We start from the raw sequence: 25,687 nt of genomic DNA on the forward strand, positions 1-25,687 counted from the left end.
TAAACATCCTTAATAAGATATTTAAATATACTATTAGAAAACTTTAAATGTATACTTCATATAATAAACTTTTATTTAATACAAATAGATATGATGAGATTGTAGCAATATTAAAATATATGGAGAAAATCGAGTATAAAATCTCATTTGAACAGTTAAGTAACTAGAATGGTTGTAAAAGTGATATGTCTCAATATGCATACTGATAAGAACCTCATTGTACCACTTCACTTTCTTATGCTAAAAGGTACAATGAAATTCTGTTTTATTTATACAATTTATAAATTAGACCATTACTTCTTAGGATTTACAAGTTCATCAAGTAACATTGGAAGTAGCTCGTCTATTTGTTCATCATTAAATTGGCAAGTCCCAACAGCTTTGTGACCTCCACCGCCATACTTAAGCATTAGACTACCAACATCAATATTTGAAGTTCTATTTAAAATACTGTATCCTACAGCTACAGAACACCCTTTTCCACCTTTTCCATTTACAATCCAGGCAGAAATATTTTGTTCTGGATACATACTGTAAATCATGAAACGATTACCTGTATAAATTGGCTCTACTCCACGTAAATCAGAAATAATAACATCTCCTTCTGTACGTGTGTATTTAGCAACCATTTCTTTAAATTTATTTGTCTGCTCAAAATAAACTTCTATACGTTCCTTTACATCTGACAGATTTAAAATTTCTTCTGTATCTAAAGTTCTACATGCATCAATTAACTTTTCCATCAATTGATAGTTAGATATAGTAAAGTTTCTCCAACGCCCCAACCCTGTTCTTGGGTCCATAAGATAACCAATTAAAATCCATCCAGTTGGATTTTGTACCTCTTCTATAGTAAGATTTCCAGAATCAACTTTGTCTACTGCTTCTAGCATTTCATTAAAATGAGAAAATCTTTCATTTTTACCATAGTACTCATGAATAATTCTTGCACAAGAAGGAGCAATGCGACTTTATCCTTTATACCTTCCTTTAAGTTCATTTCTCTCAAATTCACTAGAATGATGGTCAAACCAAAGACCACCCCCTTCTACAAATGGTACATTGGCAAGACAATCATCTTCTGTCACCTCAACCAACCCATCTTGTAAGTCTTTAGGATGAGCAAATTTCCAATTATCAATAATACCTGCTTCTCTTAATAATGCACCACAAACTAATCCATCAAAATCAGAACGTGTAATCAATCTCATATGTTTCAACCCCTTTGCTTTAAATATATGCCTATATATATTGTAATTTTTTCCTTAAATATATAATATCACTTTACATGTCAGCTTGATATACATTTCAATATATACCCACAAAACTTATTTTTTTGGTTATAAATAGCTTTATTTATTATTTAAAGTACAACTTTATCTTTTATTAAAAATATAGTTATATCTTGCCTAACAGCCAAAATTTCAATTAAAATAAAAGTCTTATGTTACTATGAATATACTTACATTTTATTATAGCCTTAAATATAGCATCTTTCACATTATATTAATTCCTCATATAAATTAACATAAAAACATCACTTATCACTTATCACTTATCACTTATCACTTATCACTTATCACTTATCACTTATCACTTATGTAAAGTTTAACATGCTAAAATAAAGATAGCAGTTTGATATAGAAATCAAATTGCTATCTTTATTTTAGCACTATCTTCAATATTTTATTTAATGATACTAGTTTGTATATTGTTTACACTGCACTTCAATAATTTTATCTTATTTTTCCTCTTCTTTAGGAGGTGCAATTATCAATCCTATAGAATGTATTTTACGCCCTTCTCTTGATGGGTTATTTTTTAAAGGTTCTAGTATATCAGCAATCTTTCTAGTTACTTCAGTTATTTCTTCTAGATTAGCATATACTGGAAAGACAGAAAAACCAGAACCATCTTTTAAAATATCTTTTTCTTCTCTTTTAGCGTAATCATAAAACTCCTTCATAAATACCATCATATATTGAGTAAACAGCTGTACATATGCTTCTGCTGAGTTTTCATTTATCATTTTTTTTGCATCATCATCAATATCTGACTTAACAGCATATACTTTTTCAACAGTTCCTCTTATTTTATTTTCTTCAATTACCTTTATAATATTATCCTTTAACATTTTATCAAGATAACGATAAAGTGTGGCTTGTGATATATCCTTAAACTTCTCTCCTAATTGCTTTGCTGTAGTTTGCTTATTTGAATAAATCTCAAGTAACAACCTGCACTTAACTGGATTTATAAAGCAATCCATAAGTTTTTCATTCATATTATACTACCTCCCCATTATTATCATTAAGATAATATTATCATGTTGATAATATTTAATCAAGTCTATTAAAAATTTTATACAAACAAATAATACTCAAAAAATAAAAAAAGCCCTTGAATTATTTACATAATTCAAAGACTTTATATCTCATGATTTAATACTAAGCTAATTTTGCTTTAGCAACTTCTGCTAATTTAGCAAATCCATCTGGATCTTGTATAGCCATTTCAGATAACATTTTTCTGTTAACTTCAACACCAGATAATTTTAATCCATTCATTAATCTTGAATAAGATATTCCATTCATTCTAGCTGCTGCATTTATTCTTTGTATCCAAAGTTTTCTGAAGTCTCTTTTCTTTAACTTTCTTCCTATATAAGCATTTTTTAATGCCTTCATTACGAATGTATTTGCTGGTCTATATAATTTGCTTCTAGCTCCTCTGAATCCTTTTGCAAGTTTTAATATTTTTTTATGCTTCTTACGAGCGTTCATAGCTTTTTTAACTCTTGCCATCGTTATGACCTCCTTTTATATCCCTCTTCTATAGTTATTATTTATAATCCGTATCCTATCCTAGTATGGTAATAATTGTGCTATTCTCTTAGCATCTCCATCACTTACTAGAGTTGATTTTCTTAAGTTCATCTTAGTTTTTGCAGATTTTTTAGTTAATATATGTTTTTTATAAGCTTTAGCTCTCTTTAACTTTCCTGTTCCTGTTTTCTTTAATCTCTTTGCTGCACCTCTATGAGTTTTCATTTTAGGCATGACAAATTCCTCCTCTCAGTTAATCATCTATTTTTTTGGATCTATAATTACAACCATATTATTACCCTCAAATGCAGGGGCTTTTGTTGGTTCTCCAAACTCTTTTATTATATCTAAAAACTTTAACATAACTTCTCTTCCTATATCCTTATGTCCTAGTTCTCTACCTCTAAATCTAAGTTCGACTTTGACTTTATCCCCTTTTTTAAGGAATTTTATAGCATTATTAGCTTTCGTATTTAAATCATTTTGTTCAATACCTGGTCTAAGTCTTACTTCTTTTACAACTATAGTCTTTTGTTTTTTCTTAGCTTCTTTGTCTTTTCTCGCTTGCTCATATCTAAACTTTCCATAATCCATTATCTTACACACTGGTGGATTTGCATTTGGCGAGATTTGAACCAAATCTAAGTTTTTACTAGTAGCCATTGCTTGAGCTTCTTTAGTAGGCATTACTCCAAGTTGTTCACCTGTAGGTGAAAGGACTCTTATTTCCTTGTCTTTTATTTGTTCATTGATTGCTAATTCTTTGCTAATTGTAGGACACCTCCAAATTTTTTATAAAATATAAAATAAAAAGCGGATGACATAATCATCCGCAATATAAGTTACCAAATTTAAACAAGCTTAAATTACTACTAAGCTTTAACTTATATTTACCTTACTAACCCTCGGCGTAAGGTGAGAAGCGGACTTCTTCTTTGTTTTATTCTTACCCTATCCACTATATCATTTTATCAAATTTTTTGCAACTATTTTTTTAAGTTTAATAAATTTTTACTAACTTAACTGCTTTTTTATTTAAAATTGCACATATTTATTATAAACTACATATTATTTGTATTTAATTTCTTCTTCCTAATACTTATTATATGCTCGTACCATTTATTTTGCCCTCATTTTCCAAAATTTAATTTAAAAAATTCAAACTTCAACTTTAAAATCTTTTATTACCCTATCACTCTATATAATAAATACTTAAAAACACTTCTTTAGCCAATTTTATACTGAATACTTTACTTTACATCCTTTAATATCCATATTATAGATTTTTCATCATTTCAATTTTATCTTGATTTGTCATATTTTTTTAGTATATAAAGGTAATTTGCACATATTCATAAATGACTTTTTCCAGTTAAATTTATGAATTTATTTTTATTTAGATTACATGTATATTTTTTCCATAAAAAATAAATAATAAAATATAGTAAATATGGAAAATATAAAATTGATTAACAATAATTAATTACCTGAGGTGTGAATATGAAAATGCTAAACAACTTTTTTAAAAAAATTAACAATCCAGTTCCTGTCTTTGCACAGACAAAAATGGAAAGAGAAAATCAAACAGATGATTCGCTTTCTACAAAACCAAAAACTACATTTAGAGATGTAGCTGGATTAGACGAAGTAAAAGAAGAACTATTTGAAATAGTTGATTTTATGAAGTCTCCACAAAAATATCAAAAAATGGGTGCAAAAATACCTAAAGGCGTATTATTTTATGGTCCTCCAGGGACAGGAAAAACATTACTTGCATCTGCTGTAGCTGGTGAAACAAACTCATCATTTTTCAATGTTACAGGTTCTGAGTTCGTTGAAAAATATGTAGGTGTAGGAGCAAAAAGAGTAAGAACTCTATTTGAAAAAGCTAGAAAAGAAGCTCCAAGTATAATATTTATAGACGAAATAGATGCTGTAGGAGCAAAAAGACATCTTGAAAGCAACAATGAAAAAGACCAAACGTTAAACCAACTTTTAGTTGAAATGGATGGATTTAATAAAGACTCCAATGTATTAATAATAGGTGCTACCAATAGACTTGACTTATTAGATGAAGCTTTACTTAGACCAGGAAGATTTGACAGACACATTCATATAGGTGCACCAAATTATCACACTAGATTTGAAATTCTAAAGGTACATACAGATGACAAGCCTATAGACAAATCTGTAAATCTAGAACTTTTAGCTAAAAAAACTCACGGTTTCAACGGAGCCCATCTTTCAAATATAGCAAATGAAGCAGCTATATTTGCAGTTAGAGATGACAGTGAATATATTACAGCAGAACACTTCGACAAAGCACTTGAAAGAGTTATTGCAGGATTAGAATCCAAAAACTCTTCATTAGTTGAAAAAGAGAAAAAGATAGTAGCTTATCATGAAGCTGGACATGCTCTTGTAAGTGATATAGTTGGAATTTGTCCTATACAAAAAATATCTATAATACCTAGAGGACAAGCATTAGGTTATGTTCTTCAATTACCTGATGAAGATAGATATATTTATACTAGAGATGAATTGGTTGGAAAAATAAAAATATTACTTGCTGGGAAAGCATCAGAAGAACTAATATTTAATCATAAATCTACAGGAGCAAAGGATGACTTAAAGAAAGTCACTGAGATAGCTAACCAAATGGTTTGTGAGTATGGTATGAGTAACTTAGGATTTATGACTATTGATGGAAATGATAAGACTTTCTTATGTGATAAAGTTCAAAAGGAAGCTAATCGTATAGTTGAAAGTTGTTATAAAGAAACTTTAGAGATGTTAAAGGATAACCTTGAAGATTTACATTCTGTTTCTAAATTCCTATTTGAAAAAGAAACTATGACTCATGAAGAATTAAAAGATTTGATAGGAAAAGAAGCTGTAAATTAGTTTGATAATATTTTAAATAATTTCTACATCAAAATTAATAATTATTTTAAAAAGAATTTAAATATTTTGAGATGATAGGTATTGAGGCTGTAGGTAGATTTGTGTAGAAACAAATTTACTTACAACCTCTTTATTATTTTTTTGTTTATTATCTTTCATTCTGTTATTAAATATTGACTCTACTAACCTTATTGATTTAAATTTACTTTCTATTTTTTTGTTTTTGATATCTTTTTAAATAAACAATACATTTTTCTCATAAAAGCTAGCAAATTTTTTTGAGTATTCGTCACAAAAATTTTACCTTACTGTAATTATCTTCCTGTAAACATACGGTTAACATTACTATGATATTGTTTTGTATATAAATACCAATAGACTAATATATAAGACACTAATGAAAAGTAAATTTTAAATGTTAAACACATAAATAATACATATGAGAAGGGGAACATATCATGAATAAAAAATTAAATGCAAAAATTATATCTACAGGAATGGTTATGACTACACTTGTTACAGGAGTTGCTCAGGCACAAGAAACTGCTCAAGGTAATACCAATATAGAAAAATCTGAAAAAACAGCACAACCTAAAAGTAGAAAAGAAATTAAAACTAGTAGTACTACATATAGTCAACTAGCTGATTTTCTTTTACAATCAGCTAAATCATATAATTCTAATATAGATAAAAAGAAAATCATGTCTGGATACGAAAATAAAGAAAATCAAAAAGTTAATAGACTAGATGGTCTTATCATGATAAGTAGAGCTTTTGGAACTTTATCCGCTCCAAAAGGTCAAAATGAAAGAGTGGCAGAGAAAAATGTAAGTTTTACAGATATACCTGCTTCTGCTAAGTCTGATATAGACAACTTAATAAATGGTGGAGTTATGGTTAACACTAAAGACAAAAAACTTCATGGTAGTGATGTTATGACTGTAGGAGAAGTTGACACTATGGTTAGACGTATCTGGGCATTTAAAGGTAGTAATCCAAAAGATGATTTTTATAATTTTGTAAATAAAAAGGCTTTAGAGGAATCAAAACTTCCAAGTGACGAAACAGTATCTGGTGGTTATGTTGATATTGAAAATGAGAATACAAAAAAAATTAATGACATTATTAAAAAGATAGTAGAAGGAAATCATAAAAAAGGTAGTGAAGAACAAAAGATTAAAGATTTCTACCTTAATATACTAGACATGAAAAGCAGAAATGAACTTGGAAATAAACCAATAAAAAAATATCTTGATGCTATAGATAAAGCAAAGAATGTAAAAGAACTTAGTGATATTCAAAAAAAATCACTTGAAGAAATAGGAACTGGTGGTTCGGTTGGTCTTTTTTTAATGAAAGATAATGTAGATGAAGCAAAGTATGCTTTATATATAGGAACAATGGCTGATACACATTTATTTAGTTCATATTCAAATGATGAGACAATAGAAAATAGCAAAACATTTTTTAAAAAGCTGTTAATTTTAAGTGGAGAAAGTGAGGCACAAGCTAGTAAGCATGTTGATGAGTATATAAATTTTGTAAAAAAAGTATCTGGAGGTGAAGAAGGTGTTGACAAGAGGATGACTTTAAAAGAGATAGAAGAAAAAATGCCAAATTTAGAATTGTCTAAAACACTTACTGCTGCTGGCTATACTAATCTTCCTAAAGAAATCAAGGTAATGAATCCAAAAGATTTAGAACTATTTAATAAGGCATACACTAATAATAATTTAGAAGCTTTAAAAACTCTTTTTAAAATAAAACTGTCTGAAGAAAATGCACAATTTTTAGACCAAAAATATCTAAATGTTTGGACTGACAATGCTAATCCTGGTGCAGATGCTTCGCAAAGTAAAATAACTGAAAAAGATGCAGCAGCATTAACATCTGAAAAGTTCAGTTCATATATTGGAAAATTATTTGTAGAGAAATATTTTCCTGAAAAATCAAAAAAAGACGTTGAAGATATGGTTAAATCTTTTGTAGAATTATATAAAGAAAGAATTAAAAAACTTGACTGGATGAGTGAAACTACCAAAAAAGAAGCTATAAAAAAACTTGATAAAATGACATTTGTCGTTGGATATCCTGATAAATGGGAATCTGATGCAGAAAATGTAGACATTAAAAGTAAAGAAGATGGTGGAAATCATTTTGATAATATAACTGCTTTTAAACTTGCACGTCTAAAAAAAGATGCTGAAAATACAGGTAAAGTAATACCAAAAGATAGATTTGGACTAGCAACATTTACTGTAAATGCAGTGTATGGAATGTATGATAATGCAATGACTTTCCCTGCAGGTATTTTACAAGCACCTTTATATGACCCAAATGCATCAAGAGAGGAAAATCTAGGTGCAATAGGTGCAGTAATAGGACATGAAATTTCTCATGCATTTGACAACAATGGAGCCAAATATGATTCAAGTGGGAAAGAACATGATTGGTGGACTAAGGATGATTACAGAGAATTTCAGGAACGTTGTAATGATGTAGTTAATTTCTATGATGGATGGGAAATAGCTCCAGGTGTAAAAGCAAATGGTAAGATAAGTTTAGGTGAAAATATTGCAGATATAGGTGGTGTAGGAGCTGCCTTGGGAATTTTATCAAAAATGGAAAATCCAAATTATGATAAGTTCTTCAAGAGTTATGCAGAGTCATATATTAGATTATACACAAGAGAATATGCAAAGAATTCTACAGGAGATGAGCATAGTCCAAATACTTTAAGAGTAAATCGTGTCTTATCAAATTTCGAAGAATTCTATAAAACGTATAATATAACAAAGAATGATGGTATGTATGTAGCTCCTGAAGATAGAGTAAATTTATGGGATAATCTAGATACTAATGTAAAATCTAAAAAAATGACTGGAGATGACAGATTTGAAACAGCAGTAAAAGTATCTAAAGAAGGCTGGAAAACTTCAAATACTGTAATACTTGTAAATGGTACTGATAAGCACTTAGTAGACGGATTATCAGCTACACCACTTGCAAATACAAAAAATGCACCAATGCTACTTTCTAATGGAAGTAATGTAGATAAATCAACAATGGATGAAATTAAAAGATTAAAAGCATCTAATATAATAGTTGTAGGTGGAGAGGCTTCAATCTCTAATTCAGTCGTTAACCAACTAAAAGGTGTTAATAAATCTATGAATGTAAAAAGAATAGGTGGAAAATCAAGATATGAAACGTCTTTAAATATAGCTAAAGAAATGTCTGGTAATAACAATATTGATACAATATATGTAAGTGCTGGAGATGGAGAAGCTGATGCACTATCTATTTCATCAGTAGCAGGAAAAAATAACTCTCCTATAATACTTACACAAAAAGATGGATTAGATAAAGACGCATATGATTATATTAAATCTAAAAAAGTAAAAACTTCTTACTTTATAGGTGGGGAAACTAAAATCTCTCAGAAAGCTATAGAGCAAATTAATAATATAACTTCAAATGATGTCTCAAAAAACAGAATTGCTGGAAATGACAGACAAGAAACTAATGCTCGTGTTATTGAACGTTTCTATAAAGATAATAGCATAAATGGTGTGATATTAGCTAAGGAAAATAATCTGATTGATGCTTTATCAGTAGGCCCATTTGCATCAAAGGAAAATATGCCAGTTGTAATAGCCACAAATAGTTTAAATAAAGAACAAGAAAATATATTAGATAAAAAGAACTCAGAAAAGGTATATCAAGTAGGTGGTGGTATAAAATTATCTGTACTTAATAAATTAAGACTCTTATTAAACAAATAATATAATATAAATAAAAAAATATCCTATAAATATATATTTACTGAATTAATCACAAGTATTCAAGAAAGTATTCTCCATTTTGAATTTGAAGAATACTTTTCTTGTTTATACATTATTAGCATATCTTTAATATAATTTTATACTAAACTGTAGAATCTCTTTCAATCAATTCAGGCTTAAGCATTTCAACTACTGGCTCACAATCATCTTCCTCTAATAAAATTTTAAGTATATTAATCGTTTTTCCAATTAATAAGTCTAATGGTTGTCTAATCGTTGTTAAACTATAACTTTTCCATGAAGCCATCTGAATATCATCATATCCCATTACTGATAAATCCTCTGGTATCTTCAATTTATACTCAAATCTTGCAGCATCCATTACACCCATAGCTATCAAATCACTTGTGCAAAAAATTGCTGTTGGAGGACTTGATAATGCTAGCATTCTCTTTCCAGCTTCATATCCAGAATCATAATCATAATTTGCAGACTCTTCTTTAAGGTTGTGAATTCCGTTTTGTCTTAATTTAGAATAAAATCCAATTTTCTTTTCCATTTCCTCACTTGTTTCTCTTGTAAATTGAATGTATCCTATATTTTTATGTCCCCTATCAATTAGGTATTCAGCAGCCATTCCTCCACCTTCAATTGGGTCCACATAGACCGTACTTATTTTTATACCTGGTATAAAACGATTAAAAAGAATCACAGGAATATTATTTTCTTCACATGTCTCAGCCATTACCTTATTCATAGCTGAAGCTGTAATAATCACAGCTTCCACTTGAAACTGAATTACTCTTGAAATTATATTATCTATTCTTTCTTGTCTAGGAACCTTAAAAACAAGACACTGTTTACCTATTTCTTGAATCTTTTCCACAAATAAATTAATAATTCTGTTGTAAAATGGACCTAAATTATCACCAACTATCAATCCTATAACATTTGTTTTGCCACTAATCATTCCTCTTGCAACTAAATTGGGAACATAACCAATTTCATCTGCTACACGGAAAATTTTTTCTCTTACTTCAGGTTTTACACCTTTTCCATTTGCACTACCAAATGCTCTTGAAACTGATGACTGCGATACTCCTGCTAGTTTTGCAACATCTTTTGAAGTAGCCGATTTATTATAATGAACTTTCTTTTGATTCATTTAGTATTTCTCCTTAAATATCTTGTATTTCTTTTTAGCATCTTTTACTTCTTCTTAAACATCTTACATTTCTTATTAAAATTGTATTAAAAATAAGATTATATATTGGACAACGAAAAAAACTAACACAATTAACTCTTGTTTCCCTAAAGAAAATGGCAATACAGATACTCCATCTACTTTATCTATTCCTTGCGAAATAAGTTCTTTTCTCATACCAAATACAGTATATTTTTTAATATCTTCTATATTATGATTATTCTTTAAAATGATACTAAAAATATATCCAAATATTAATGTTATTGTAGCACCTATTGCTGGATTCCACAACCAACTCACATTATATTTATTAGAAATAAAAAAGCCTAAAACTAATCCTATGATGAAACCAATAGAGACCCCTTTATCATGAGCTTTGTATGTAAACATAGCCAATATAAATGCACCTGTAGCTGGACCAGCAAAATATGAAATATAGTTACCAACAAGGTCAAGAATTGATTTGATGCTTCCTCCAAATCCCATAATAATAAAACCTGTCATAACAATACCTATAATCATTGTTATAATCATTGTGACTTTTAATGACGATTCCTCATTATCTTTTTTAAAATAAAACTCATAAATATCCTTTGTAAAAACAGTTGTCATACTGTTTAATATAGAGTCAATACTAGACATCGCTGCTGCAAATACACCAGCAATAATAATTCCAATTGCCCCTACTGGAAGTTCATTCAAAATAAAAGTAATCATTATTTCATTTGTAGTTTCAAATGCTCTTCCCTTATAATAAACAAATAAAATCACTCCTACTAATAACATAAAATAGTAAGCTAAATTCATAACAAATGCACTAACTACAAAAGAATTTTTGGCACCTTTTAAAGATTTAGATGTCAAAACTCTTTGAACTTGAGATTGGTCAAAGCAGAAATATCTTATCCACATTACAGTTCCACCAATCAGAGTAGCCCAAAAAGTATTTGTAATTGAAATATCCATACTAAAATCAAATGTATTTAATTTACCGCTCTGTTGTGCAATTTGCAATGTATCAAAAAAACCGATATTCATTCCTTTTAGTGCTGTCATAATTACTATAAATACAGCACTTATTACTACTACCATTTGAATGCTATCAGTCCATATAACTGCTTTAATTCCCCCTAGTAGTGTATATATAATTGCTACACATACAACTATTGGAACCAAAATATAAAGTGACCAACCAGTGATTATCTGAATAATAAGTACTGGTATATACACCATAGAACTTGCTTGAATCAATGAATTGATAAAAAATTGAATAATAGTTAATCCTCTTGAATAATTGCCTAAACGAAGTCCCATATATTCATATACAGATGTTATTTTTAATCTATAAATAACTGGGGTGGTAATGCTCAGTGCAAAAAATATTGCTAAAGGGACTGTAATGTTAACCATCACTGGATACATTCCATCCATATATGCCCATCCAGGACCCCCTATAAATCCATTAGCACTAATCATAGTAGCAGCAACTGACAAAGCAATTGGAATCCATGGCATTGACCTACCTGCTAAGAAATAATCTTCTTGATTTTTATTATCTTTTCCTGAATAATAACCAATAACCAACATTAATAGCAAATATCCTACTATAATACACACATCGATTACTGAAATCATAAGCCACCCCTTTCTAACTAACAAAATAGTTCTTAGAATTCTATTCTTTCTTGTTTAATGTTTCTGGTAAGAACAGCCATACAATAGCACCTGCTACAAATACTGCTGTTGATATATAAAAAATAGTTGTCATACCTAAAGCCCCTGAAGCTGTACCAGCTATTGCAGGGATTGCAAATGTAGATATAATTCTTCCTCCATTGAATGACATTCCCGAGGACAATGAACGATATTTACTTGGGAATAATTCTGTATAGTATGCTCCCCATGCTCCAGAATATCCAACAGCAATACCTAATAATACTGATATCATATAAAATGCTGTTGTATTATTTCCTCCTAGTTTTGTATATATAAAGACAAATACTGCCGCTAATGCCATACCTATAAAAGGTACTTTTCTTCCAAATTTATCTGCTATTGAACCCCAGAATAAATATCCTACTAACTGCCCAATTCCTTGTAAACTATATATAGAACCTGCTACTGCTGCTGTCATTCCCATTCCTGTTACCAAATATGTAGTTGCATTGTTTGAAAATGCTGAGTATGCTGTAAAATTAGCACCTGATAAAATAATTGTTCCTAATCCAATCCACAAATATTTCCCCTTATACATACTTACATAGCTAATTTTTTCACCTGTTTTTTTTCCTTTTTTAACCAATTCTTTTGTATACTCTGAATCATCTGGTACAAAGAAAAATGCTAAAATAGCTCCAATTATAGGCGGTATAATCGCAGTATACATTAATATTTGCCAATTTGCATCACCTAAAAATCCATACACTTTCCCGCCAAAAATCATGGCTAGCGAAAATAAAGCAGTTAATACAGCAGCTAACTTACCACGATATTTACTTGGAAACATATCCGCAACTAGAGGCATCGCTGTTCCAAATACACCACCCAATACTACCCCTGTACATAAACGTGCAATTTTCCACAATATAATATTTGTAGGAGATAACATTGGAATAAAAGTTGTTAACCCAATTAATAAAGCTACACTAATTAAAGTTTTCTTTTTACCAAGCTTTGTAGAAATCACTCCAAAAATGAATGTACCTGGAATTGTACCAAAGGACATGACAGCAAATATTTCTTCTGTCTGTTTTAATGAAAAACCAAACCCGCCTTCTGCCAAAGTATAAATCATTGTTGGTTTAATAAAAGTACCTACCATAAAATTATAGCAATAAAAAAAGTATATTAATGCAATGGAAAAAAATGCAATTCCCCTTTTTAGATTCGAATAATCTTTTCCTAGTATAATATCATTTTCTATCACATCTGTTGTTTTCATATTGTTCATAATTACCCCTCCCTTACTGTTAAGCATACTATCCCTAAAAATTTCACATCTTATATTTCATACATAATTCTTGTTTAAATTCTATATATATTTCTTGTTTAAACTTGCTATACATTTCTTGTTTAAACTTTCTATATATTTCTTGTTTAAACGCTATATATATTTCTTGTTCAACCTCATATAACAAGAATATTTACTTATATACTTTCTAAGTATATTTATACTCTAAGCCTTCTTACTCTTCTACACCCATGTACATCTGCTTCAAAACATCCATACCATCAAAAGTCATCCATTCTTCCTTTACCTTACCTTGTAGTACATGATAATGATTAATTCCCATTACCTCTACATGCTTTCCAGAAGGTTGTCCAAAAAATCCAATACCTTCATTTATTCCACGTAATCTCCATCTCACAGATACATCATACCCTTCATTTTTTTCCTTTTGATTACAAGTTACTCTTTCTACTTCATAACTGCCATTTGGAATTGAAGCAAGTAAACTTACAATCATTCCTTGAATCTCATCATAACCATTTAAATCTTTATCACATATGAAATGTACTACTGCATTATCGTGATAATATTTTTTAACTTCATTTATATATTTATAATTGTAAATACGACTTGTCATCTCAAGCATCATTTCACCAACAGAATCATCTTTAGCTTGATACTTTGCTGGCATAAATTGGCCATCCATAGACTCACAAATACCATAAGTTGATTGTAAGCTCAATACTTTAGATGCACTTGCCTTTGCCATACTTTTTGCCACTTCTTGAGGATTTAACCCTAACTGAGTAACAATCCATAGATTATCTCTAACTAGCCATTCTTCATGTATTCTATTATTCGTTGTAGCACAATCAATTACAGTTCTAAAATTTATCTTTTTTCCAGTTGCTGGAGCAAAATTACTATCACCTAAATTAGTTGCTGTAGACAAAACACGGTGAGAAGACAAAAAACCATCAGCACCAAAATTAGACCATATTACATTTTGACCAATCAGCCTTCTATCTGGAAATGCATGTAGAGTTTGAAGAGTATTCGAGATAACATCTTTTATACCAACTAAATTAGAAGAACCACAGTGCATTGTCACATTATTGTGATATGTATCATAAATAACTCCAATACCTTTTTCTTCCCAAATATTATGTGTAATTTTCATAATATAGTCTACAAAGTCTCTATACTTGGAATCAAATCCAGGTAATTTCTGCTCCCTTTTTGTTTGATTTGAAAAATCATTATAATCCATTACTCCAACAGGTGTTACTTCTAGCGAATCTCCATAGTAAATTTTTGTAGACTCCATATTTGCTTCTCCCTTCAATGTAATTTCTTCAGCTTTTTCAATAGTATTATTCTCATTGATTTTATCTGTGTTAGCTTTATTTACTTCAACATTACTTAATTTAAGCTCACTTATATCAACTTCTTTTGCTTTTACTTTCTCTTTATCTTTTTCTCTTACATCATTTTTATCAATATATTTCAATTTGCATCTCATTCCTTTCTTGAATACGTATTCACAATTAAGCATTAAAAATTAAGCATTAAAAATACTTTTAGTTCTTTCAAGAATATCAAGACCTTGTTGTTTTAGCCAGTAAGGAATATCAATTAACACCCAATTTTCTTTAAGTTTATCTCCCTTGCGATAGTAAACGTCAACAACTTGCATATCTGCCTTAACCTCTCCACCTGGCAATCCTAAAAATCCTCCACATGGGATATTGCTTAAGTTAGGCCATCCAAAGAAACAAGCAAAATTTCCTTCTGCAAATCTACATACATGTCCATTAAAAGTCTTTCCTTTTAAATTATTTCTAAATGGCAATTGATGCTGTTCTTGATATCTAGGTATAGTATAAGAAGCTCCAATCCCCCCTGGTCCATACCAAATCATATCTTTAGCCCATGATTTTTCAAGTATCTCTGGTGGACATCCCATAGAACCACTATCATTTAATTCAGATAAATCATCTACCATTTTATTGACTAATGCTAAAGTCTTAACCCCATCTACTTCGTCTGCATCTTCAAAAAGTAGTCCATTGTGGTCAATTGGTCCTGGATATACAAAATATGAACCTGTTTGTGGTGGCAATGGATTGACACCTGCCTGAATCATAAATCCAATTATATCTACAAATAATCCAGTCTTGGAAATTTTACCATCTTGCACACAGTTAAATTCTGCGTATCTTAAGCTAATCATCTTGCGAGTATGCTTAATACCAAGCCAGTCATTATCAAAAAGCCCCATAAAATGACCCATACTCATTACCCACTCACTGTTATCAATTTCATTAGTACCTGCAATAAAGATATCTTGTCGTCTTTGCATATTACTCAATGAATTTTTTAAAGGCTTCCAAAATGTATCTGCTATATTTTCAACTCCTCTTTGTTCACGAAATGGATATACGCCTCTCCAGTCATAGTCTGACCTCATGTACTGTTTTAAAATTTTTTTAATTTCATCTCCATTGGCGTTTTCTAATGCTTCAAAGTAATTTCTTACAACTCTTTTTGATTCTTGATATTTTCCCATGATTATATCCTCCCAAATTTATAAAGTATAATCTAACTTTATTTACTCTTCATTGCATACGTTTTCTATTTTGTAGCTTTTTTATTCATTTTTAGGCTATTTTGTGAATACATATGCATTTTTCTAAATATTAACATATATCTAAAAAATTGTAAAGAAAATGTTATCATAAAAATGTAAATTGTAATTTATGTCTACTCAAATTTATAGGATTTTTATCCTTGCTAATAAAAATAATCTTTACCTCCCATATTTATTGAAATACTTGCACCAATAAATGGCTATAAAAAATTAAAGGTGACAGTCTTTTTAAAGCTGTCACCTTTTTGATTTAGTCAATCTAATATGTTTTTATTTGTATTCTGGTGTTTATTTTTTAATATTTATTTGTTGATTTATTGAATTTCTAATTCTACTTTTTATCAACGCATTTTTTTTCTTCACATTTCATTTCTTCTTTAGTATTATTTTTTTGAACAGATTCTATTTGTTCATCAGTTGCTGTTTTAGATTCATCAATTTTTTCATATTCTTTTATATTATTTTTCTCAGCATCTTCTTTATTTTCAGACATTATTTTTTCATCTACATTTTGATTTTCAAATCTTCCGTATTTCTGATATTCATTGTTTTCTTGATAATTTTTAGCATCAAATTCTTCATTGTCTTTAGATTCTCTGTAACTTCTTTCATGACCACTTGGGGCAAATCCTTCATGACTTCTACACTCTCTATGCTCATGACTTCCTTCATGACCTCTATATTCTCCTCTTTCGTACCCTCTTGGGGCAAATCCTTCATGACTTCTACACTCTCTATTGCGATGATTTCCTTCATGACCTCTATATTCTCCTCTTTCGTACCCTCTTGGGGCAAATCCCTCATGACCTCTATACTCTCTATTGCCATGATTTCCTTCATATCCTCTTGACCCAAATCCTTCTTGACGCATCATTTCAAATCTTTTACATCCTTCACATGTATGATTCCATGGATGTCTATGAGGACCTCCATATCCCATTTGACCATGATGTTGCGAATATTTATTATGTTCTCCATAATGTTCTTGGTGTTTATGATGTCCTCTCATTTCGAAATCTTCAAATCCTCTAAATCCTTCTCTTTTATCTTTGTAATAATTCATATTAACTCCTCCTAATTAACCCGATTTTTTCTATTAATTTATTTTCTTAGTTTTTATTAAGGTACCTTATTTATTTTTAATTATAAAGGTACCTTATAATTTTGTCAATACTATTTTTAAGGTACCTTTGCATTTTTTTAATTTCTTTTATTTTCTCTTTTTAAAATGAAAAAAATTAAAGATGCTTCTACTAATAAAATGATTCTTATAGTATGCATAACAAAACCTTAGGATTTTTAATTTATTTTAGTCTTAGCTTAATTTGTTTTGACTTACTTTTAAACCTGAAAATTATGGCATGAAAAAGTTGTATAGAAAAGCACATATTTATTATCATGTATAATTTTTTATTAAATTGCTTAAATTTATCAAACTGTTTCCTAGACTTCAATTTATCAAATAATTACTTTTAAAAAAAGTGAACCATTTATAGTAAAATTTTATCTAATGAGTGTAAGGCAAAAAAGTAGTGCTACTTCATAGAAATGTAGATTTATCTAATTATTTCCTAAACTTCAATTAAAAATAATTATTTTAAAAAAAGTGAACCATTTATAGTAAAATTTTATCTAATAAGTGTAAAGCAAAAAAGTAGCGCTACGATTTGCATGGAAAGGTAGGAATACAATTGGATAAAACTACATTTATTAATAATATTCTTGAGTCAGAACAGACTTTGTATCGTGTATCTAAGTCTATTTTAGGAAACGACCAAGATTGTGAGGATGCTGTTAACAATGCTATTTTAAAAGCATATGAAAAATTAGACTCACTGAAAGAACAACAATATTTTAAGACTTGGTTGATTAGAATAGTCATAAATGAATGTAATTCATTAAGGCGTAAACAGTTTAATATTCTACCATTTGAAGAAATTCTCAATAACAAAAAAGTAGAAGAAAAAGATGATTACAGTGATTTATATATTGCTATTCAAGGTTTATCTAAAAAAATTAAGATTCCAATAGTTCTTTATTATATCGAGGGATATTCAATAGATGAGATTAAAAAAATATTAGATATACCTCAAGGAACTGTAAAAAGCAGATTATCAAGAGGTAGAAAATTATTAAAAACTAAATTAGAAGATATGGAGGTAAAGTATGAACAAAGACAAGTTAAATAATTCATTCCCGAAAGCTCCAGAAAGCTTTCATAATAGATTAAATAAAACATTAAATAGTCTACCAGAAAGAGAGGAAAATTATAACATGATTAATAATAAAACACATAAATCACCATTTAAATTATCATTCAAAAAGAGCTTAATTGCAACTTTGGCTGTTACTCTACTGTTAAGTACAACAGCTCTTGCAGTAGGAGAAATATCTAGTCTATTTTCAAGTACAAGTAATAAGGCTACCTATACATCTGTCCCAACTACAGAACAAGTAAAAAAAGACTTTAAATTTGCGCCTAATATAGTTTCTGAATTTAGTAATGGATATAAATTTAAAGGAGGATATATTGAAAAGGAAAAAGGACTTGATAAACAAGGTAATATTTTAGGAGAATTAAAATCACTTAATATCAAGTATGAAAATGGTAATGATGAAATATCTCTTAAAACATCAAATAATATACTTGGAAAAGATTCTGAGAATATAAAAGTTGTAGATACGTACAAAGATGTAAATATTTCTTATGATGAATTCAAGCAAAAGTATGTACCAGAAGGTTATAAAATGACAGAACAGGATAAACTTGATGAAAAATCAGGTAAATATACATTTAGTGAGTGGTCAGGTGAGGTGGAAGTTAATGAATATAAGTATTTAAGTTGGAAACAAAATGGAGTTTATTACTCATTTATAGTTGAAGACTCAGGTTTATCTATGAATGATTTAGTAGAGATGGCTCATGAAGTAATAGATACAAAATAAAGATAAGTAATATAAAACATAGCCAACGATTGAATTATTTATGAGTCTATTATTTGTGACTTTAATTTATTTATTAGTAAACATAACCATCTCTTTTATATTAATATTTTTTTTAGAATTTATATATCAGATTCTAGCTATTTAACTGCTATACAAATTCTAGTTAAATAATATACTAAAAAGCCCTTAAAAAACATCTATTTTGGATTTTAAGGGCTTTAACTTTATGATAAAATACTCATCTAAATATTCATTACAAATACATAATAAATATATAATAAGCCTAAAAAAATTATATAAGAATTAAAATTTCATTGTTTTAATATTACTTCAACATTATTTTAATATTGTTTTAATGTTGTTTTAATATCGTTTTAGTATTACTTTAATCTTACTTTAATATGTTTTAATAAAGAACTTATCTCGTCTAAATAATATATGTTTAGCACATGAAGAACTCTTGTACAACAAGTATAAAGGAGCAACCTTTCATCTTCATTATTATAATTTTTATTGCTTGCATTATATATAATAACCACATCAAATTCAAGCCCTTTAGATAGATATGAAGGCATTATTAACACACCGTTTATATACTCGTCATCATCTTTTGTTATACATTGTACATCAACATCATTCTCTTTTACAAACTCGTATACTTCTCTAGTTCCACGAACTGTCTTTGTTATGATACCAATAGATTTATAATTTTTCTGTTTATAATCTTTTATATCGTCATATTTGCAGAATTAAAGAGTTTATAAAATATTTCATATTGTAATGGAGTGTAATCCTATGCTTCATCTATGATTACATATTTTTATAGTAGAAAGATAAATAGTTTCTAATCTTCATTAATATCCTTTTCGCTATGCTTTTCATCCTTAGATACATTCTGTTCATCAAATCTCTTATTCTTAAAAAACTCTGGATGTTGTTTTACTATCTGTTCAAAAAATCCCGGATGCTGTTTCATCATTTGTTCAAAAAATTCTTCTCTATTAAAAAAATCTTGAAATGCTTCCATACGTGAACTATAAAACTCTTTTCCTTCTTGAGAACTCTCATGTGGATTTGGACGTGAATCCATATGTCCCATTCCAAAGCCTTCTCTTCCATTAAAACCTAAGCGTTGACCAGGATATGGTCTTGAGTGTGGTCCCATATGCGACCCATCAAAATTAATATTATCATCATTTTTTATAGTTCTCTCCAACTCATTAGTAATCTTAATAAGAATATCACTTAGAATGCTTTTTTCTTCTTTTTCTAAAATATCGAATATTTTATTAGTTGGGTCTTCTTCCTGCTCAATTTTATTAATTTCATCCATACCTTTTGATGTTAGTCTTACTACCATTACTCTACGGTCTTTTTCTGAAGGGGTACGAGTAATAAATCCTTGATTTTCTAGTTTTGAAAGCAATTCACCTAAAGATTGAGGTCTCATATCAAGCAAATATGATAGTTCTTTTTGAGTAATTTCTGGCTTTATTTTTAGCATAGATAATACTCTTCCTTGACCTCTATGCGTTCCTCTAAAAAAACCATGTGATTTATGATTTTGAAGGTGAAATTTATGTAGTAATGATTGTACTTTAAAAAATTGCTCTAATAAATTTTCATCTTGAGTTTCATTCATGATTTTTACCTCCTAAATTAATTATTAATTTTGTAATCATGCACTTTACTAATTATATAATTTTTTTCAAATAGGTCCTTTAAAAAGGTACCTTACTTGTATTGAGTATAAGAGCAAGCCTTGGATTTGTCAAATATTTTAATACTTTACTACACTTTTTATGCTTTTTCAGCACCATAATAAAATACTTGTATTGTCTCTTTTAAATAAATAATCAAGTTTGATTTTTCAAATTAAAAACTACAATATATTATTACAAAATAAAAATACCCAATCAACCTAAATAGTCCAATTGGGTATAAATTCTTTAAAAAATCATTTTGTATTTAAATAATTATCTTTGTATTTGAATTTTTATCTAACTCTAATCTTTATCTAACTCCAACTTTTATTTAACTCTAGCTATTAGAGAAATTGTATTAAAGTACTTACCATCTTCTACTTCCATCATTTTTTTATCATTTTTTGCATAAGAATTATCGCAGTTTAACCAATCTTGCCATGCTTCTTCATGACAATTTAAAGCTTCACATTTCTCTAAAATCACAGACTCCGATTCTGACCAAAGTTCATTCCACCATTTGATAGAATGAAAATTCATATTATCTTGCCAAAATGGAATAAGTTCATCAGGTATACAATCTACAAAATCTTGTTTTAATCCTGGCATTGCCATTGCAATTATTCCACCCTCTTTTACAAGAGGCGATATGTGATTTTCTAAAAAACCTTCTTTGTTTCCAAAGTAGTGATAAGAGTGAACACTTATTACTGCATCAAAGAAACCTTCTGCGTAAGGTAATTCATGTGCCTCTGCTTGTATTGGAAATATTTTATTATCTAAGTTAAAGTCCTTAAATCTTTCATAATTCTCAGTTGGTTCTATCCACAAATCTGTTGCAAATACAGTTGCATCAAATTCATTTGCTAAAAATATAGAAGATATACCTCTTCCACATCCCAAATCTAAAATACGCATTCCCTTTTCTAATTTTATCTTATTTGTCATTTCCTCTAGTATTTTTATACAATTAGGCCCCATCATGTTTTTCATGAGGAACTCTTTGTCATATTTATTACTTTTCGTAAATATCATTCTATCTTTCCTTTCCTTATAAATTATTATTTATTTAAATTGTTCCTATTTTATTGTATATACTAATTAATCTATTTAATTTAGCGGATATTTGACACTTTACCTTTTATTATACCATTTATTCTCATAAATATAATAATTCTATTATTTTAAAATTAATATTTATAATAATTTAAAATAAATACTTATAAAATATAGTTTATCATAATAATACTATAAAAAAACATCGAAAAATAAGTATTCTAGAGAGGAGTAGTAAAAATAGCTTTGATATATGTTAGTTATAAAATATGAACAAATAAAGAAGCAAATAGACATGAACTTTGGAATAACTAAAAGAATCTAACTCTGCGACAATTTTTTAAACTCTCCAGAGAGCATTACGACACTACATTATAAAGCTAATTAAGATACTATTCTAAAAACAATAAAATAAGCAGTCAGTAAACACAAATTTTTACTGACTGCTTATTTTTGTTTTCTTAAATTCTGGAGTAATAAAATCATTTTCAAAATTCATAAAACTCCAATCATCATCAATATTTTTAATATCAAATTCTATGTCTAGCTTTTTATAAAGTTCTTTTGCTTTAATATTAATCACTCCTTTATAATAATATTTAACTGATACATATTTATACAAGAGTTCTATAATATGCTTATACTTTAAAAGTCAACTATATCTCAAAATACTGTGAGTATTAACTCATTTTAAAGTATAGTTTATTTTTCTAGTATACGTTTTATCTCAATACTCTTGCCTATAAATATCCGTTTATTTTAATATACTTTATTAACCCTGTCAAATACTATTATTTTATATGAGCTATTCTCAATTTATTTATTATTCTAATTATATTTACTTATTATCTTAATTCTTATTGACTTACTATCTTATAGTTACTCTCATTTATTATCCTAATCCTGTTAATCATTAAGCTCCTAACTACCTAAACTTTTTTTAAATTTTTAGGAGGCTTTTTTTTAACTTCAATAATCTTTAAAATATCATCAAGCTCTTTCTCATTCTCCACTCTATAATTTATCCATCCTCCACTTCCACAAGGGTATCGCTTATCCCAAAATTCATTTGTCTTTGGCAATAAGTTATCCAGTATATCTAATAGCTTATCTACATCATTACTTCCAATTTGAATAGTTACTGTAAAGCAATCTTTCTCAAAAAACACATAAAATAGATGCATTGTTTTATGTGAATACTTATATCCCCAGCCATAATTATTTCCAAAAGGAAATCTTAATTCTTTACGTAAATCATATTTTTTATCTAATAAATTCTCAAGATACAAAATAAGGTTAAAATGATTTTTGCCCACATACTCAGAAATCTCTTTTTCTGATGGCATGACACTTTTATTCAACATTCTTTCATACAATTTTAATCACCACTTTTGATTTATTTTTAATCTGAAAATACTAGTATCAAAATTATTCACTTTTTTTACATTCCTCCACAAATTCAATTGGATGTTGAATAATCTTAGAAACTTCTTCTACAGAATACCCTTCATCTAAATATCTTCTAGCTATAACTTCCATAGATTCTCCTACCTCGATAATATGTTTATCAGGGTCATAAATACGCACTACCCTCTGTTGCCATTCATATTTTAGTGGTTGATGAACATACTCTACATCTTTATATGATTTAAGTTTTTCAATAAATTTATCAAAATCATCAGCTTCAAAATAAAGTTCCATATTGTGTGATTTTTGCACAACTGTATCTGGATTTAGCCCTGTTAACCATGCAAAATCCTCTTGTATTGCAAATCCCCCACTAAAAGTTACATTTCTACCTAAATCTAACACAACTTTTTGGTCAAACAATTCTCCATAAAACTTTTTTGACACTTCTACATTATTTACTGCCAATAATGAACATTGATATTTCATAAATGTACCCCCTAATTTCTATTATTATTTTATTATATCAATTTAAACTTGAAAGCTATATGTCATATTTACAAAAATTATTTGATTATGTATTTTACACAACTACAATCTCCATACAAAAAGCTACCCTAAATATAGTTATTTAATTGATAACTAAAGGTAGCTTTTTATATTGAATTAATAGAATTGTCCATCATTAATTTACACTCATGTTTAATTTTATTTTGGTTCATATTACAATCCACTTATAATTTATAATTTTCCAAAGACAAATATACTATACATCATAAATATACTGTATATGATTTAGGTTTATATTATACAAGCTCTCAAAATTTCTAAAAATAAGTTTTCATATTTTTAGGTATCATGTTTTATTTTACAAATAGCTACTATTTTTCTTTAATCTTCTTTTCTTATTTTTCTTTAATACTTCTTAACCACGCTTCAATAAAAAGTATATCCTCTTCACTTATATTATCATCTGCATGCAGTGATAATAATAAACTTTTTATAGAGGAATCGTGAATATTCCTAAAAAATTCTCTTGTTTCAACATTCAAGTAATATTTTTCATCAATTAAAATCTCATATTGTGTATATTTATTTACCTTTTTAGAATTTAAAAATCCTTTAACTACTAATCTAGATAAAATAGTTAAAGTTGTCGTTTGCTTCCATTGATATTTTTGCTCCATAGCTAAAATAATATCTTTTGATGTTATTTTGGAATCTACTTTCCATATAAACTTCATTATCTTCAATTCTGATTGTGGCAGCTTTTTTATCGGCATAATAAACCTTTGCTACTCAGAATATAGACAAGCAATATCCACAGTAAAATTTTCATCAATTTAATTGATATTATATTCATTTAAATTACTGTGATTTTATAAGATTTTCTCAATCTTAAATTCTAAAGTTAGCTATTTGTACATAATAAACATATGTAAATAGTGTCAAAATTACTTTATATTGCTTAGTTTTATGAAATGTCTTGTACTCAGCTATATACTTCTGGATACTTGTCTCAGTAGCTCTCCCTTCTTTTAAGTTTTTCTTTCTAATTTTAAGCATTTATATTTTAGTAATCTTACTTCTTTTAATTTTGACTTATTGCTTCTCTAGCTTTTAAAAAAATAATCTATCATTTACGATTTTAAATATTATAATCTCAATCTTAATTTATGATTTTAAATATTGTAATCTCAGTCTTAATAATTACACTTTATATAATTAAATTTTGCTAGTTTATTGAATATTCGTTTGTATCTTTTATAATCCAAACCTTTTCCTCAACAGCTCTTTATAGCTCTAATTTAATTCAACATATCTAGACATCTATACTTTATATCACTAAAAATCAGACACCAAAACTCTACTTTAGTAGAGTTTATATGGTCAAAAAATGTCTATTTAAAATACTTTTTCGCTCTAAATACAAAGTTATAATAAAATATTTCTCTAATAATTACATAAAAGTTTTTCTAATTAAATCTGCTCTTAAAATCTGATTATCGTCTTCTCAAAATTAAAAACTACTATATTATAATTCTATTTTAGTAGAATATTTTTGTCAATAACATTTTAAGTATTATTGAAAAATATTAAAAAAAAGGGAACTATTTAAAGAGTTTAACAATCTTACAATAATTCCAAAATATATTATTCCTATGAAAATTTTGATACCATGAGTAACTTAGCTCTAAGCGCATAAAGCAAAAGTTACTATTTTATTTAATAAAACTTGACAAGAAAAGAATTTATA

At 28.2% G+C, this 25,687-nt stretch carries 24 protein-coding genes and 1 other annotated feature; of the genes, 4 read left to right on the forward strand and 20 right to left on the reverse strand.

From position 1 onward, the window contains the following. Window positions 1-293 precede the first annotated feature (293 nt). The 6 genes from KGF45_RS13015 to infC all read right to left on the reverse strand — a co-directional run bounded on the left by KGF45_RS13015 (window position 294) and on the right by infC (window position 3,596). Window positions 294-893 carry a hypothetical protein gene (locus KGF45_RS13015; RefSeq protein WP_413840953.1) on the reverse strand — a complete coding sequence of 200 codons (600 nt, stop codon included), beginning with the start codon at window positions 891-893 and terminating at the stop codon, window positions 294-296. A gap of 78 nt (window positions 894-971) precedes the next feature. After that, the gene (locus tag KGF45_RS20485) at window positions 972-1,211 is read right to left on the reverse strand and encodes a hypothetical protein (protein WP_413840951.1); all 240 of its coding nucleotides are present in this window, start codon (window positions 1,209-1,211) and stop codon (window positions 972-974) included. 530 nt (window positions 1,212-1,741) lie between these two features. After that, window positions 1,742-2,284, reverse strand: a complete 543-nt coding sequence (locus tag KGF45_RS13020) for a hypothetical protein (protein ID WP_227828694.1) — start codon at window positions 2,282-2,284, stop codon at window positions 1,742-1,744. Window positions 2,285-2,447: 163 nt separating this feature from the next. Continuing rightward, window positions 2,448-2,804, reverse strand: coding sequence for a 50S ribosomal protein L20 (gene rplT / locus KGF45_RS13025; RefSeq protein WP_227828695.1), 357 nt, complete (start codon window positions 2,802-2,804; stop codon window positions 2,448-2,450). Between the two features lie 60 nt (window positions 2,805-2,864). Continuing rightward, window positions 2,865-3,059 (reverse strand): 50S ribosomal protein L35, encoded by a 195-nt coding sequence (gene rpmI, locus KGF45_RS13030; RefSeq protein WP_003418222.1) that lies wholly within the window; start codon window positions 3,057-3,059, stop codon window positions 2,865-2,867. 27 nt (window positions 3,060-3,086) lie between these two features. Further along, window positions 3,087-3,596, reverse strand: a complete 510-nt coding sequence (gene infC / locus KGF45_RS13035; protein ID WP_227828813.1) for a translation initiation factor IF-3 — start codon at window positions 3,594-3,596, stop codon at window positions 3,087-3,089. 28 nt (window positions 3,597-3,624) lie between these two features. Then, window positions 3,625-3,767, reverse strand: a sequence feature (ribosomal protein L20 leader region). 558 nt (window positions 3,768-4,325) lie between these two features. Here infC and KGF45_RS13040 point away from each other — a divergent pair. Further along, the gene (locus tag KGF45_RS13040) at window positions 4,326-5,729 is read left to right on the forward strand and encodes an ATP-dependent metallopeptidase FtsH/Yme1/Tma family protein (protein WP_227842703.1); all 1,404 of its coding nucleotides are present in this window, start codon (window positions 4,326-4,328) and stop codon (window positions 5,727-5,729) included. Between the two features lie 458 nt (window positions 5,730-6,187). Then, window positions 6,188-9,514: a cell wall-binding repeat-containing protein gene (locus KGF45_RS13045; protein WP_227828697.1), complete on the forward strand. Its 3,327-nt coding sequence runs from the start codon at window positions 6,188-6,190 to the stop codon at window positions 9,512-9,514. 142 nt (window positions 9,515-9,656) lie between these two features. On the opposite strand, the gene KGF45_RS13050 is transcribed toward KGF45_RS13045, so the two are convergent. The 6 genes from KGF45_RS13050 to KGF45_RS13075 form a co-directional block, all read right to left on the reverse strand. Next, window positions 9,657-10,679, reverse strand: a complete 1,023-nt coding sequence (locus KGF45_RS13050) for a LacI family DNA-binding transcriptional regulator (protein ID WP_227842704.1) — start codon at window positions 10,677-10,679, stop codon at window positions 9,657-9,659. Window positions 10,680-10,754: 75 nt separating this feature from the next. Further along, entirely contained in the window at window positions 10,755-12,353 is a 1,599-nt protein-coding gene (locus KGF45_RS13055) for a sodium:solute symporter (protein ID WP_227828699.1), read from the reverse strand. 40 nt (window positions 12,354-12,393) lie between these two features. Beyond that, entirely contained in the window at window positions 12,394-13,668 is a 1,275-nt protein-coding gene (locus KGF45_RS13060) for an MFS transporter (protein WP_227842705.1), read from the reverse strand. Between the two features lie 235 nt (window positions 13,669-13,903). Then, on the reverse strand, window positions 13,904-15,178 hold the full coding sequence (locus KGF45_RS13065) for an ester cyclase (protein ID WP_227842706.1): 1,275 nt from the start codon (window positions 15,176-15,178) through the stop codon (window positions 13,904-13,906). 51 nt (window positions 15,179-15,229) lie between these two features. Continuing rightward, entirely contained in the window at window positions 15,230-16,237 is a 1,008-nt protein-coding gene (locus KGF45_RS13070; RefSeq protein WP_227842707.1) for a nuclear transport factor 2 family protein, read from the reverse strand. A 412-nt stretch (window positions 16,238-16,649) separates the two neighbouring features. Continuing rightward, entirely contained in the window at window positions 16,650-17,381 is a 732-nt protein-coding gene (locus tag KGF45_RS13075; RefSeq protein ID WP_227842708.1) for a hypothetical protein, read from the reverse strand. Window positions 17,382-18,009: 628 nt separating this feature from the next. Between KGF45_RS13075 and KGF45_RS13080 the strand changes: the two genes are divergently transcribed. Then, window positions 18,010-18,507, forward strand: coding sequence for an RNA polymerase sigma factor (locus KGF45_RS13080; RefSeq protein WP_227828704.1), 498 nt, complete (start codon window positions 18,010-18,012; stop codon window positions 18,505-18,507). After that, window positions 18,485-19,264 (forward strand): hypothetical protein, encoded by a 780-nt coding sequence (locus KGF45_RS13085; protein WP_227828705.1) that lies wholly within the window; start codon window positions 18,485-18,487, stop codon window positions 19,262-19,264. The genes KGF45_RS13080 and KGF45_RS13085 overlap by 23 nt, the downstream gene beginning before the upstream one ends. Window positions 19,265-19,644: 380 nt before the next feature. Here KGF45_RS13085 and KGF45_RS20490 read toward each other — a convergent pair whose 3' ends face one another. From KGF45_RS20490 to KGF45_RS13125, 8 genes are all read right to left on the reverse strand, one after another. Beyond that, window positions 19,645-19,839 (reverse strand): ATP-binding domain-containing protein, encoded by a 195-nt coding sequence (locus KGF45_RS20490; RefSeq protein ID WP_413840943.1) that lies wholly within the window; start codon window positions 19,837-19,839, stop codon window positions 19,645-19,647. Window positions 19,840-20,108: 269 nt separating this feature from the next. Next, window positions 20,109-20,906, reverse strand: coding sequence for a MarR family transcriptional regulator (locus KGF45_RS13095; protein WP_227842709.1), 798 nt, complete (start codon window positions 20,904-20,906; stop codon window positions 20,109-20,111). 388 nt (window positions 20,907-21,294) lie between these two features. Beyond that, the gene (locus KGF45_RS13100) at window positions 21,295-21,960 is read right to left on the reverse strand and encodes a methyltransferase domain-containing protein (RefSeq protein WP_227828707.1); all 666 of its coding nucleotides are present in this window, start codon (window positions 21,958-21,960) and stop codon (window positions 21,295-21,297) included. Between the two features lie 499 nt (window positions 21,961-22,459). Then, window positions 22,460-22,606, reverse strand: coding sequence for a hypothetical protein (locus tag KGF45_RS13105; RefSeq protein WP_227828708.1), 147 nt, complete (start codon window positions 22,604-22,606; stop codon window positions 22,460-22,462). Between the two features lie 346 nt (window positions 22,607-22,952). Next, entirely contained in the window at window positions 22,953-23,399 is a 447-nt protein-coding gene (locus KGF45_RS13110) for a DUF3788 family protein (RefSeq protein WP_227839773.1), read from the reverse strand. Window positions 23,400-23,451: 52 nt separating this feature from the next. Continuing rightward, window positions 23,452-23,919 (reverse strand): VOC family protein, encoded by a 468-nt coding sequence (locus KGF45_RS13115; protein ID WP_227828710.1) that lies wholly within the window; start codon window positions 23,917-23,919, stop codon window positions 23,452-23,454. A gap of 416 nt (window positions 23,920-24,335) precedes the next feature. Next, entirely contained in the window at window positions 24,336-24,713 is a 378-nt protein-coding gene (locus tag KGF45_RS13120) for a BlaI/MecI/CopY family transcriptional regulator (protein ID WP_227842710.1), read from the reverse strand. Window positions 24,714-24,828: 115 nt separating this feature from the next. Further along, window positions 24,829-24,996, reverse strand: coding sequence for a hypothetical protein (locus tag KGF45_RS13125; protein ID WP_227842711.1), 168 nt, complete (start codon window positions 24,994-24,996; stop codon window positions 24,829-24,831). Window positions 24,997-25,687: the final 691 nt, after the last annotated feature.

Source organism: Clostridioides sp. ZZV14-6154 (assembly GCF_020657785.1).
GTDB lineage: Bacteria > Bacillota > Clostridia > Peptostreptococcales > Peptostreptococcaceae > Clostridioides.